The sequence below is a fragment of the Bacillus sp. T2.9-1 genome (assembly GCF_950097965.1).
Lineage (GTDB): Bacteria > Bacillota > Bacilli > Bacillales > Cytobacillaceae > Niallia > Niallia hominis.
The window spans coordinates 1-13,129 of record NZ_CATNHG010000072.1; the positions used below are offsets into that span (position 1 = coordinate 1).

At 33.9% G+C, this 13,129-nt stretch carries 12 protein-coding genes; 8 read left to right on the forward strand and 4 right to left on the reverse strand.

Features of this window, described 5'->3' with window-relative positions:
- Positions 1–276: 276 nt before the first annotated feature.
- Entirely contained in the window at positions 277–381 is a 105-nt protein-coding gene (locus tag QQZ16_RS04945) for a DUF6254 family protein (protein ID WP_251627369.1), read from the forward strand.
- Positions 382–472: 91 nt separating this feature from the next.
- Here QQZ16_RS04945 and QQZ16_RS04950 read toward each other — a convergent pair whose 3' ends face one another.
- Positions 473–646, reverse strand: a complete 174-nt coding sequence (locus QQZ16_RS04950; protein WP_065429081.1) for a YkvS family protein — start codon at positions 644–646, stop codon at positions 473–475.
- Positions 647–1,125: 479 nt separating this feature from the next.
- Here QQZ16_RS04950 and QQZ16_RS04955 point away from each other — a divergent pair, with 479 nt between their 5' ends.
- Complete coding sequence (locus QQZ16_RS04955) at positions 1,126–1,320, forward strand: hypothetical protein (protein WP_251627368.1); 195 nt, start codon at positions 1,126–1,128, stop codon at positions 1,318–1,320.
- 328 nt (positions 1,321–1,648) lie between these two features.
- On the opposite strand, the gene QQZ16_RS04960 is transcribed toward QQZ16_RS04955, so the two are convergent.
- Positions 1,649–2,017 (reverse strand): PilZ domain-containing protein, encoded by a 369-nt coding sequence (locus tag QQZ16_RS04960; protein ID WP_251627367.1) that lies wholly within the window; start codon positions 2,015–2,017, stop codon positions 1,649–1,651.
- 869 nt (positions 2,018–2,886) lie between these two features.
- Between QQZ16_RS04960 and QQZ16_RS04965 the strand changes: the two genes are divergently transcribed.
- The 4 genes from QQZ16_RS04965 (at position 2,887) to QQZ16_RS04980 (ending at position 9,264) form a co-directional block, all read left to right on the forward strand.
- Positions 2,887–3,153 (forward strand): phosphocarrier protein HPr, encoded by a 267-nt coding sequence (locus QQZ16_RS04965; protein WP_031534161.1) that lies wholly within the window; start codon positions 2,887–2,889, stop codon positions 3,151–3,153.
- Entirely contained in the window at positions 3,153–4,874 is a 1,722-nt protein-coding gene (ptsP, locus tag QQZ16_RS04970) for a phosphoenolpyruvate--protein phosphotransferase (protein WP_031534163.1), read from the forward strand. The genes QQZ16_RS04965 and ptsP overlap by 1 nt, the downstream gene beginning before the upstream one ends.
- A 688-nt stretch (positions 4,875–5,562) precedes the next feature.
- Complete coding sequence (locus QQZ16_RS04975) at positions 5,563–8,208, forward strand: cation-translocating P-type ATPase (RefSeq protein ID WP_031534165.1); 2,646 nt, start codon at positions 5,563–5,565, stop codon at positions 8,206–8,208.
- Positions 8,209–8,388: 180 nt separating this feature from the next.
- Entirely contained in the window at positions 8,389–9,264 is an 876-nt protein-coding gene (locus QQZ16_RS04980; protein ID WP_031534167.1) for an NAD(P)-dependent oxidoreductase, read from the forward strand.
- A gap of 38 nt (positions 9,265–9,302) precedes the next feature.
- On the opposite strand, the gene QQZ16_RS04985 is transcribed toward QQZ16_RS04980, so the two are convergent.
- Both QQZ16_RS04985 and QQZ16_RS04990 read right to left on the reverse strand, forming a co-directional pair.
- A complete protein-coding gene (locus QQZ16_RS04985) occupies positions 9,303–10,457 on the reverse strand; it encodes an aminotransferase A (RefSeq protein WP_031534168.1) in 1,155 nt (384 codons plus the stop codon).
- Positions 10,458–10,582: 125 nt separating this feature from the next.
- The gene (locus tag QQZ16_RS04990) at positions 10,583–10,756 is read right to left on the reverse strand and encodes a hypothetical protein (RefSeq protein WP_155986730.1); all 174 of its coding nucleotides are present in this window, start codon (positions 10,754–10,756) and stop codon (positions 10,583–10,585) included.
- Positions 10,757–11,043: 287 nt separating this feature from the next.
- Between QQZ16_RS04990 and QQZ16_RS04995 the strand changes: the two genes are divergently transcribed.
- Positions 11,044–11,568 (forward strand): RDD family protein, encoded by a 525-nt coding sequence (locus tag QQZ16_RS04995; protein WP_031534169.1) that lies wholly within the window; start codon positions 11,044–11,046, stop codon positions 11,566–11,568.
- A gap of 78 nt (positions 11,569–11,646) precedes the next feature.
- Complete coding sequence (locus QQZ16_RS05000) at positions 11,647–12,951, forward strand: MFS transporter (RefSeq protein ID WP_031534170.1); 1,305 nt, start codon at positions 11,647–11,649, stop codon at positions 12,949–12,951.
- Positions 12,952–13,129: the final 178 nt, after the last annotated feature.

Genomic DNA, 13,129 nt, shown 5'->3' on the forward strand with positions numbered 1-13,129 from the left:
TCTACTTTACAAAAGGAAGCTCTCTTTTTTAATGCTTAATTTTTTCCAGCTACCGCGCTCTCGCTTGGTGGCCTTTTTGTCTAGTTGGAGGACGCGTCCCCCAACTAGACAAAAAGGATATTTATTCTCCCACAAACATTTTACTCATACTTTCTTTTAAGCGCATGGAATATTGGAGCGGAAATTCACTTGGAAAATGGGATAAGTTTGTAACTATTAATAGGGATAAAAAAGTTGATAATGTTTATTATATAACGAAGGATGGAGGTGAAGAAGATGTCAAAAGCACATAGAGAAAAAGAAAGAGAATGGACTGTACGTAAGCAGAAACAAAAGCCACATGGAAAAGTAAAGACAAAAAAAGAATTGGCGGAAGAATAGTTTCTTCCTTATTATAAGGAAGAAATAAAGCGCATACAAAAAAGAAGTCAATAAAAGGAGGCAATCCCTATATAGACTTCTTTTTTGAACATTATTTAATGATACGATAGTTTTTGTGGTTAACAACTGTTCTTTGCTCTAATTCTAAATCACGATAGTTATTCATATAAGTTAAGTCTACAATAACTGAATTTTCATTTACTTTTTCAACAATTCCTTGTAACCCTCTAAATTCAATTATATTTCCAACCTCAGCTCTTTTCACTCAAATCTCTCCTTATCATTCCAAATTTTATATAAATTCTGATTATAGTTTGCACTATTAGAACTTATTCGTAAAAAATAGCAGTATAGTAATCTTAATAAATATATACTATGAAACTGCAAATAAAATGTGTATCATTTACTTTTTTGAAATAGTCTTTTTTCGTTGCTGCTTGAAGGTAAGTTCTACCTAGCATGATGAAATAAAGGGAAATGCTGTTTATCGAAAAATTATGTATTTTTAATATAAAAGAAAGTGAAGGAAGTAATTTGGACTTCATTATCCTATTTTTTTGACTATCACTAATGGTTACACTATCCTAATATTAGATGATATTATAACATAATTAAAAAAAATATCCATAATAATATCAAAAAATAATATTAAAAAAGGAAAAGTGTAGAATTCTTTGCTTAAAATATTACAATAAATTAAAATATGGACTGAAAAAAAGATAGAAAGGGTAATTGGTGAGTGGCATGAATAAGGAATTGGCAGAAAAAATATTAGAACAGTTAAAGAATAAAGAAATAGAAAGTTATCGAGTTAAAAAAGAGGAATTTCTCACTTTTCGATCAGAATTGGTAAAGAGAGAAGACTTTAAGCATTTTAAAGGAATTGCAGAAATTGGCGGAGATGTTACATATAAATATATGGACGAGCCAAGAAGTTGAAAAATAGGGCACTTAGCTTTAGATCCATTTTAAACGACGGACACTGAAAAACTGTTTGCTAATTATTCATCGGTGGAGTTTTAAGGCAACTCCACTGATGGAAATCTTTTTATTCCTTTCTATCCAAATTAACATAGAAAATGAGTTTATTTAAAAGATTTTAAACAGGTGAAATGTTAACTTTGGGGAGTAAAAAATATAGATCAACTTGTTGAGGAGATTAGCAAGGACGGAAAGTACCCCAACAAAAAAAGGAGACCACTGCAAAAGTTCAGTGGTCGAGTGAAGTGGAAGAATATTTAGATGTGTGTAATAAATACGCACTCTTTTAAAGCGTATCTTTATTATCTATTCGAGAAAGTTCTTTTAAGCCGTTGATTATCTTCTGTTTTGCTTCATTATTTTCCTTTCCTTCAAAACCATATTCAAATAGAATCCCGATTTTTTTCTTCCAGGTTATATGGCCAGGCATAATTATCTCGTTTCCATTTAAAATGAACTGAAGTTGTAATAATAAGCGCGAATCACCAACAGGTAAGTCATATTCTGTCCGAAATCTTAATCCATTGGGACTTATATTATAGATAAGAGCATGCCCTTTACTAGAAAGTGTGTCTTCCTCAACCTTTAGTGTAAATATAGCGTCAAGAGAATCATTCAATTGGTAACGAAAAGCTTCATTACGTTTGTATCTCATATTCTCCCTCCCTTTATTTTTTTCTCCAATAAAAATTATATTTATCATGTTAAATCGCGTGAACTTGACGAATACGCTAGCTTTATATCTTAACCGTAAGCTTATGGTATTCGAGGAAAATAGATGGGAATCAACTGTCCATACAAAGCTGAATCGTTCCAACTAACAATCAGTGGATAAATGACGCATACCACTGAAACGGTTAATTTTATTAGATTAACTATTCATATTTGAAAGTTCAATAATATTAAAGCTTGTTTAACGAGAGATTGCAATATATTTTTCGACTAATAAAAGTTTTCTATACAAATGTTTGAAGGATTTGTTACAGAGCTTTGTTCACATTTTAACTGTTTTCATAAGATGTCCCATTCAATTACAATAATCTTTTTAAGTGGACAGTCACCATTTTTAATTGTATAAAAGTTGATAATTAGGGGATTTTACTAAACAGGCAGTAACTTTACACCAAGTGTAGGTTTATCAAATAAAAAATGCTAATTTTCGCCATAAAGTGAACAAATTTTTGTCGTTTAATAAATTTTGATTGTCTATATAAGAAAGAAATGCTATTCTTTCATTTGAGATGTCTTTTTCAAAAACTTAAATTGCCTGCCTATTTTGAACAGGTCATTACATGTTCTCTTCTTCTTAGAAGATGCTATAAATGGTTGTGAAGAAAGTTTGTGTGCATAGACAGCGATATTTTTCGACAAAATACATAGCTTTCAGTTTACAATTGTAATATAAAAATTATATATTATTAATGATAAACAATTGTTAATTTATATTAAGGTTGTTTAAGTTTGAAAAGTTTATCTATATGGTTACATCTTATAACTTAATCGATAAAGGAGAATGATTTTATTATGGTAGAAAAACAATTTAAAGTTATTGCAGATACAGGAATTCATGCTAGACCAGCAACACTTTTAGTACAAGCAGCTAGCAAATTTGATTCAGATATTCAATTAGAATACAAAGAGAAAAAAGTAAATCTTAAATCGATTATGGGTGTTATGTCATTAGGAATTGCTCAAGGTGCTGAAATTAAAATTATCGCAGAAGGTAATGACGAGCAAGAAGCTATTAATGGATTACAAGAAACGTTAAATAAAGAAGGTTTAGCAGAATAATGAGTTTTTTACAAGGAATTGCTGCATCTAGTGGAATAGCCATTGCAAAAGCTTATCGTTTAGTTGAACCAGATCTTTCATTTGAAAAGACTAGTGTAGAAAATGCTGAAAATGAAATTTCTCGTTTTCAAGATGCTTTAACGAAAGCAAAATCAGAATTAGAAGCTATTCGGGAAAAAGCTAATAAAGAGCTTGGTGCGGATAAAGCTGCGATTTTTGAAGCACATTTATTAGTATTAAGTGATCCAGAATTAATTGCACCTATTGAAGATAAAATTAAAACAGACCTAGTGAATGCAGAATATGCATTAAAAGAAACAACAGATATGTTTATTACTATGTTTGAATCGATGGATAATGAATATATGCAAGAAAGAGCTGCTGACATTCGTGACGTTACAAAGCGTGTAATGTCTCATCTTTTAGGCGTACATTTAGCAAACCCAAGTATGATTTCTGAAGAAGTAGTGGTAGTCGCAGAAGATTTAACACCATCTGATACTGCACAGCTTAACCGTCAATTTGTTAAAGGATTCACAACTGATATTGGCGGTAGAACTTCTCATTCAGCAATCATGGCTCGCTCTTTAGAAATTCCTGCTGTTGTCGGTACTAAAAAGGCTACAGATGAAATTAATAATGGCGATTTAGTAATTGTTGATGGATTAAAAGGAGAAATCCATATTAATCCAACACCTGAAATGGTAGAAAGCTATAAAAAGACTGCAGAACAATATGAACAACAAAAAGCAGAATGGGCAAAACTTGTGAATGAACAAACAGTTAGCTCTGATGGTGTTCATGTAGAGCTTGCAGCAAATATTGGTACACCAAATGATTTAGAAGGTGTTATTAATAACGGTGGGGAAGCAGTTGGTTTATACCGTACTGAATTCCTTTACATGGGTAGAGATCAGCTCCCTACAGAAGATGAACAGTTTGAATCTTACAAAGCTGTCCTTGAAGGAATGAAAGGGAAGCCAGTTGTAGTTCGCACATTAGATATTGGTGGAGATAAAGAGCTTCCATATTTAGATTTACCAAAAGAAATGAACCCGTTCTTAGGTTTCCGTGCAATTCGTTTATGTCTAGAGGAGCAAGATATTTTCCGTACGCAATTAAGAGCATTATTACGTGCAAGCTCATATGGAAATCTAAAAATCATGTTCCCAATGATTGCTACATTAAATGAGTTCCGCCAAGCAAAAGCTCTTTTAGAAGAAGAAAAAGCTAACTTAACAAGTGAAGGCGTTCAAGTAGCAGAAAAAATTGAATTAGGTATCATGGTTGAAATTCCTTCTACTGCAGTTCTTGCAGATCAATTTGCTAAAGAAGTTGACTTCTTCAGTATTGGTACAAATGACTTAATCCAATACACAATGGCTGCAGACCGTATGAATGAGCGTGTTTCTTATCTTTACCAACCATACAATCCTTCTATTTTACGTCTTGTTAAAATGGTTATCGATGCAGCGCATAAAGAAGGTAAATGGGCAGGTATGTGTGGAGAGATGGCAGGAGATGAAACAGCAATTCCTTTATTATTAGGATTAGGCCTAGATGAATTCTCTATGAGTGCTACATCTATCTTAAAAGCAAGATCACAAATTCTAAACCTTTCTAAAAAGGAAATGGAAGAATTAGCAGAAAAAGCATTACAAATGTCTACAACAGAAGAAGTTATGGAAGCAGTTAAAGCTGCAGCAAAACTTTCTGAATAAAATAGGTTTATCCTTAAAAATAGTGGGTATAAATAAAAATAGCATAAGCTCTTTTACAAGTTAGCTTAACGCTATTCTCATTTTCCCCTTATTTGAACTGACTAGATGATTCTAGTCAGTTTTTTATGTGGTTATAAAGATTCATACATGAAAAGCAAAGGATAGAGGTAAAATATTCGTATATTCATTCTTAAACTCTATGACTATAATGAGTAAGGAAAATAGGTGGGAAATCAACTCGACTATTTTTAAAGGGTCCGAGTGGTTTGAGGTAAATGCCCTCACTCATGAGTTATCAGGGCACTGAAAAAGTCTAGTTTTCCAAATAAAATGAGGTTTTATTTATTTGAAAGTGAATAATAAGCCTCGGAAAACAAAAACCTACACTAAGTTAGAATGGTTTGGTAACTACCATTCACCAGGTAATTCACTTTTTCAGTGGCCACTGAGTTATACCGAGTAGGCTCTATTTTCTCGCAAGGATGTAAAGTACTTTTAGCTGTTATCGTATAACAAACTTTACGAAAATAGTTTTTCCATATTATTGGACAGGTTTATGGAGAATAAATAATGGGAAGTGGTTTAAAAAAGGATTTTTTATTATACATATGTACAAAGAATTGCTTTTTCGTTTATGTTAAGTGCAAAAAAAGTCAGGACAGAACAATAAGGAGTTGAATAAAGTCACATGGATTTTTATCAAAAGGAAAAAGACGTCGTATTAAAAGAGTTACAGTCATCTGCACAAGGTTTATCATCAGACAAAGTAAAGTCACTTTTGGAAAAAGAAGGATATAATGAGCTCCAAGATAAAGAAAAAGTGCCAACATGGAAGCTCTTTTTAGAAACGTTTAAAGATCCGATGGTTATTGTGTTATTAGTAGTAATCATTATCCAATTGATAATGGGTAAATTTGTCGAATCCTTAATCATATTTTTAGTACTATTGCTTAACTCGGTTATTAGTGTTATTCAAACAAAAAAAGCAGAAAGTTCATTAGATGCCTTGCGAAATATGAGTGCACCAGAGGCTAAGGTGAGACGAGATAACACGAATAGTACAATTCCAGCCCGTGAGCTAGTTCCAGGTGATATTGTTTTCCTAGAAGCTGGTGACTATGTTCCAGCTGATGGACGAATTGTAGAAAGTGGTTCCTTAAAAGTGAATGAGGGGATGTTAACAGGGGAATCAGAAGCGATTGAGAAACAAGATAAGGTTATATTAGAAGAATCTGCGCTTGGTGACCGTATTAATATGGTCTATAGTAGTTCGCTGGTTGTTTATGGACGAGGTACTTTTGTAGTAACAGGTACTGGAGAAAAAACGGAAATAGGTAAAATTGCAGATATGCTAAATACTGCTGAAGAAAAACAGACACCATTACAACAGAAGCTTGCAGAATTTAGTAAGAAATTAGGAGTAGGAATTCTTCTTTTATCTATTCTTATTTTTGCCATCCAAGCATTAAGAATATGGTTGGGAGATGAAACGGTAGATGTCACCACGTCTATTTTGAATGCATTATTATTTGCAGTTGCAGTGGCGGTGGCCGCTATTCCGGAGGCTCTATCCTCCATTGTTACGATTGTTCTGTCTGTTGGAACAAATAAAATGGCTAAACAAAGTGCTATAATTCGTAAATTGCCTGCAGTAGAAACATTGGGTTCTACAAGTGTGATTTGCACAGATAAGACAGGGACATTGACACAAAATAAAATGACCGTAACAGATTACTTCATTCCAGAAGGAGAAAGAGAGCATCTCCCAGAAGATCCCGCCCATTGGAATCAATCAGAAAGATTACTCTTAAATATAGCGGTTTTATGTAATGATTCTTATATTAATAAAGAAAATAGGGAAGTAGGAGATCCAACGGAAGTTGCTTTGATTAATTTCTATAATGATGGAAAAAGAAGCTATGAAGAAATTCGTTTAAGATATCCAAGAGAAGCAGAACTACCGTTTGATTCAGATCGAAAGTTAATGTCTACCGTCCATACGATTGATAATCAACGGCTTATGCTTATAAAGGGTGGCCCAGATGTAATGTTCAGTCGGGCTACGAAAGTGCTAGTCAATGAAAAAGAAGAACCTTTTACAAATGAATGGTTAAACAAATTTCAGGAAGCAAATGAAGATTTCTCCCGTCAAGCATTACGAGTACTAGCATATGGATATAAAATCATGCCGAAAGATAAAATGACGATTACGGAAGAAGAGGAAGCAGATATTATCCTAGTAGGGTTAAGTGCCATGATGGATCCTCCCCGAGAGGCAGTATATGGATCAATTGAACAAACAAAGAATGCAGGTATACGTACTGTGATGATTACTGGGGATCATAAAACAACTGCCCAGGCAATTGGTCGCAAAATCGGTTTAATGGAAGAGAACGATATTGCCTTAACTGGTCAAGAGTTAGATGCTTTATCGGAAGCAGAATTAGACCATAAATTGGAGGATATATCTGTTTATGCTCGTGTGTCTCCTGAGAATAAAATTCGAATTGTTCGAGCGTGGCAAAAGAAAAATCGAATTGTTGCTATGACAGGAGATGGTGTCAATGATGCGCCAGCTTTAAAACAGGCTGATATCGGTATTGCAATGGGAAGTGGAACCGATGTGGCCAAAGATTCAGCAGATATGATCTTAACAGATGATAATTTTGTATCAATTGTTAATGCTGTTGGTGTAGGAAGAACTGTTTTTGATAATATAAAAAAATCAATTGGTTATTTATTTGCAGGGAATTTTGGAGCAATTATTGCTATATTATTTGCGGTAATAGCAGGTTGGGCTAATCCTTTTACAGCATTACAGCTGTTATTTATTAATTTAGTGAATGATTCCTTACCAGCGATTGCCCTTGGCATGGAAAAATCAGAGCCAGGCGTAATGAAGCGCAAACCAAGGGATGTTAATGAGGGAATCTTTGCCGGCGGAACACTTCGAGCAGTCGTTGTAAGAGGAGTATTAATTGGTATAGCAGTTATTATCTCCCATTATATTGGATTACAACATTCGGATGAATTAGGAGTCGCTATGGCTTTCACCACCTTAATTCTTTCACGTTCTTTGCAGACTTTTGCTGCAAGATCTAGTACACAAACGATTTTTGGTGTTGGGTTATTTTCCAATAAATATGTATTAGGTGCTGTTGGAATATGCTTCTTGTTATATTTGATTACTATCTTGCCATTCGCTAGAGAAGTCTTTGCTATTCCAGCTTCGTTTGGCATGAATGAATGGTTAATAGCAACTGGCTTAGCAATCGCTGCTGTAATTGCAATGGAAATAATGAAAGTCCTTATAGTGAGGATATTACGTAAATAAGTTGAAAAAAACTACCCTTTATATAAAATCGGTGTAAAGATTTGTATAATGGGTAGTTTTTCAGTCATTGTGAGTACGACTTTAGAAGAGAATTTAGACATTTATAAATGTTTTCATGTTACTATAAAGAAAAACAATGTTTAAATAAAATTGGAACATTGTATAAAGGAGAGGAATAGCATGTTGGCAAAAGAAACTACTACCATTGGCTTTATCGGTACAGGAGTAATGGGGAAAAGTATGGCAAGACATTTATTACAGGCAGGTTATCCTGTTATTGTACATAATCGCACGAAAGAAAAAGCAAGCGACCTTGTAGAAGAAGGTGCAGAATGGGTAGACAGTCCATACGAGATGGCTTTAAAGGCGAATGTAATTATTACGATTATTGGTTATCCAAAAGATGTAGAAGAAGTCTATTTGGGGGAGAATGGATTAGTTAACAATGCAAGTGAAAATACCTATTTAATCGATATGACAACATCTACTCCTAGCCTTGCGAAGAAAATATATGAAGAAGCAAAAAAGAAAAATATTTATGCTGTGGATGCGCCAGTTAGCGGTGGAGATGTAGGAGCAAGAGATGCAAAATTATCTATTATGGTTGGTGGGGACGAAGAGGTGTATAAAGAACTTCAGTCCATCTTTGAGATATTAGGCACAAATATCGTTTATCAAGGACCTGCAGGCTCTGGTCAGCATACAAAAATGTGTAATCAAATTGCTATAGCCTCTACCATGATTGGCGTTTCAGAAGCAATTGTTTATGCAAAGAAGGCAGGATTAGATCCAGAGAAAGTTCTAGAAAGCATATCAACTGGTGCAGCAGGAAGCTTCTCTTTAAGTAATCTTGCGCCAAGAATGATAAAAGGCGATTTTGAACCAGGTTTCTATATAAAGCATTTTATTAAAGACATGCGGATTGCTCTTAAAGAAGCAGAAGAAATGAATATGGAAACACCTGGTCTATCTCTTGCAGAAACATTATATAGCCATTTATCTGCTAAAGGAGAAGAAGAAAGCGGCACACAAGCTTTATTTAAATATTGGGATTGATAATAAAGAGCTTCCACATCTGTGGAAGCTCTTTGCTTCTAATTCATATACGTTGTCATATATTTCTCTAATCGATTACATGCTTCTTCTAATGTTTCCATTGAATAGGCAAATGAAATCCGGAAATATCCTTCTCCTAATGCAGAAAAAGCACTGCCAGGAACAACCGCTAAATTTACTTTATCAACTAAATCGAGACAAAAGTCAAAGGAATTCAACTTTGTTGTCGGTACTTTTATGAAAAAGTAAAAAGCACCATCTGGCATTACTACGTCCAATCCGATAGAAGTTAAGCGATTATATACATATTCTCTTCGCATTCGATAGTCATCTCTCATTGGCTCGGCATCATTTATACCAACTGTTAACGCCTCTAGTGCAGCTCTCTGAGAGACAGAGGAGGCGCAAGTTACATTATATTGATGTACTTTAATAATTTGCTGACTAAGATATGCTGGTGCAAATAATAGTCCAATTCTCCAGCCGGTCATACTATGGGATTTAGATAGTCCGTTAATGACAATGGTTTGTTCACGGAGAAACTCAGCAATAGATACATGCTTTTGATCATAGAGTAATTCACTATATATTTCATCTGCTAAAATAAAGATGTCTTTACCCTTAATAAGAGCAGCAATTTCCATTAATTCTTCTTTCGATAAGCTGACTCCTGTAGGATTGGATGGGTATGGCAAGACAATACATCTAGTTTTTTCTGTGATGTATTTTTTTATTACGTCAGCTGTAAAACGAAAGGAGGTATCACGAATGTCTGCATATACTGGAATAGCATCACATAAACGGATAATTGGCTCATATCCAGGATATACAGGACCAGGGAGTATTACTTCGACTCCTTTATCGAGAATGGTTCGAAAGGTAACATCTATTGCTTCACTAGCTCCAACTGTAACAAGCACTTCATTAGAAGGATCATAAGAAAGATTATATTTATTATGTACGAACTGTGATGCTGCTTTCCGTAATTCTAGCTCCCCAGCATTATGTGTGTAGGAAGTGAAATTTTCGTCAATAGACGTTTTAGCAGCTTCTTTAATATGAAGAGGTGTCGGAAAATCTGGCTGACCAATCGTTAAAGAAATCATCCCTTCCTTTCCAGCGACCATATTAGAGAACTTCCTAATGCCAGAAATCTCAATATTTTTAACTTTTTTATTGATTAAATGTTCCATATTAAGTCTCCCATCATAATGTATTCTATTATGATATCAAAAGCGGAGATTATTGAAAACCATAGACAAAATAAAAAAGAGCAGTGACAAAAAAATCAATCACAGCTCTATCTATTTATCGTGAATTAGTAACCATAATCCCAATCAACGTCTTCTTCCATTAGGAATAATTGCTCATGATTCTCTAATTTTTCCGTTATTTGTACAGTTTCTTCGTGTTTTTTCCATGCTTCTAAGTCAATATTTTCTAAAAAAGTTACAGATAAGTCTTCATGAAAAAGAATTGCAGTACCCTTCATTGTGTACTCGTCCTCTCTTTAAATATATTTTAGCAATTATCTTTTCATTCTCTCCTTCACTTGCTTACACTTTTAGATTATTCCAATTGCACTAAATCGTCTAGGTCTTTGTTATACTTTTCACGAAATAGTAAAAAAAATATAAACATTTTATGAATATTTAAAGAAGGAAGGAAACAAAGGAATTCATTAATTGTATAAAAATTGTAAACCTTTCACCTATTACATAAAAAAGGTTGTTTAGATAATAAATTCCATTTATCATAAGAATAGGAGGGGGAAATTAAATGGTAACAACAATACATATAGAAAAAAACGAACAACCTGAATATGCAGGATTTTGGATTCGCTTTGGAGCATGGGTAATCGATAGTATTATTATCGGGATTCCCTTATTAATTCTTTCAAATGTCATTTTTGCTTTGTTTGTAAATTCAATGGAAATCCCGGAAGAGCTATTAATGGATCCAGCAAGTGTAGACACATTATCTGATGCAGAAATGTTATCGATAATAGGACCGATGATGACCGCATTTTTTGGAACAATGGGTATATGTTTGCTTATTAGTCTTTTTTATTATTCGCTACTTCATTCATCAAAATGGCAAGCGACAATTGGGAAAAAACTTTTAGGGTTAAAGGTAACAGATAAAAATGGGAATAGATTATCTTTTTGGAGAAGCCTAGGAAGATATGTAGTATCAAGTCTTTTATCGGGAATCCTTTTGATTGGTTTTATTTTGGCTGCTTTTACAGAGAAAAAACAAGCATTACATGATTTAATTGTTGGTTCTCTTGTGGTGAGAAAATAATGCGTTTTATTTCCTATCGGGGACAACGAACAGTAAATAAAATGTCATACTTGCTTTTTGGAGAGGAGAGCTTGATGGATGGAGTCAGTAACAAATAAAGTTCAAATGGAAAAAAAAGGATGGGCGTTGTATTTTTCCTTGCCCATTCTTTCTTGGGCATTATATGATGCTGCTAATACCATTTTTTCGTCTAATATTAATACAGTCTTTTTCCCCTTCTATTTAAAGGGAATGATTGGTTCAGGTGAGGTACAGCAACAAATAGCATCCACGTTTATTTCGTATGCAAATGCCCTTGCAAGCATTTTATTAGTTATCTTTACACCGTTATTTGGAGTAATTATGGACAGAACAGGAAAAAAGAAGAAATATATTGTAATCCTGACACTATTAACAGTGCTAGGAACAATTGCAATGGGGATCTTTTCGTCTATTGAGTTTTCACAAACGATACTTGGAATACCATTGTCCTTAGGTTTCGTGGTTCTTTTTTTTGTACTATCGAAATTTACGTATCATTCTAGCTTAGTATTTTATGATTCAATGATTTCTGATTTAGGTAGCAAGGAACAAATCCCGTTAATTTCCGGATTTGGTGTCGCAGTAGGTTATATCGGAACACTTATTGGATTATCTGTTTATTTATTTATAGATGACGGGGCTTTTAATCAATCATTTATACCAACTGGGATTCTCTTTTTGCTCTTATCCTTGCCATTATTTTTTTTCATTAAAGACAAACCAAAAGAAAATGTCCAAAAGCAATCTATTTTCTCAGGCTATGGTGAAATAGTGGAAACCTTTAAGCAGATGAGGAATTATCGAAAGATTTTTACTTTTATGCTTGCCTATTTTTTTCTTAATGATGCCTTAGCAACTACAATTGCTATGATGGCAGATTATGCAAATACAGTTATTGAAATAAGTTCAGGTAAATTCATTATTCTATATCTTGTGTCAACTATTGCAAGCATCATTGGATCCTTTATCTTTGGATATATTGCAAAAAAAGTTGGAGCATATCGAGCTGTACGATATGTAGGGATATTATTAGTTATCGCTTTGATTATTGCAACATTTGCTTGGAATCAAGGGGCATTTTGGATTGCTGGGAGTCTTTTTGGAGTTGCTCTAGGGAGTATGTGGGTAACGACAAGAACATATATTGTTGATATTACTCCAGAAGAGAAGAGAGGCCAGTTCTTTGGACTATTTGCCTTTTCTGGTAAGGTATCTTCCATTATCGGTCCATTTGTATATGGTACGATTACACTCATATTTGCTGATTTAGGAAATATAGCGAGCAGGATGGCGCTAGGCTCGTTAATTATTTTAACTATTATTGGATTAGTAATCCATGCACGCGTAAAAGAAGAATGGTAGGCTAGGCTGTTCAAGAAGGCTAACGAAAGCAGATATTCCGTAAATGGTGAAACCAATGGAAAAAGCTGCTTGATTGTTGCCTTTAGGAACAGTCTTTTTTAATATAACTGTATTAGGTATAGTAATTGTTGGCTAGATGGATTAAAAAAGAGGATATTGTTAGCGAGCAAAGATAGTT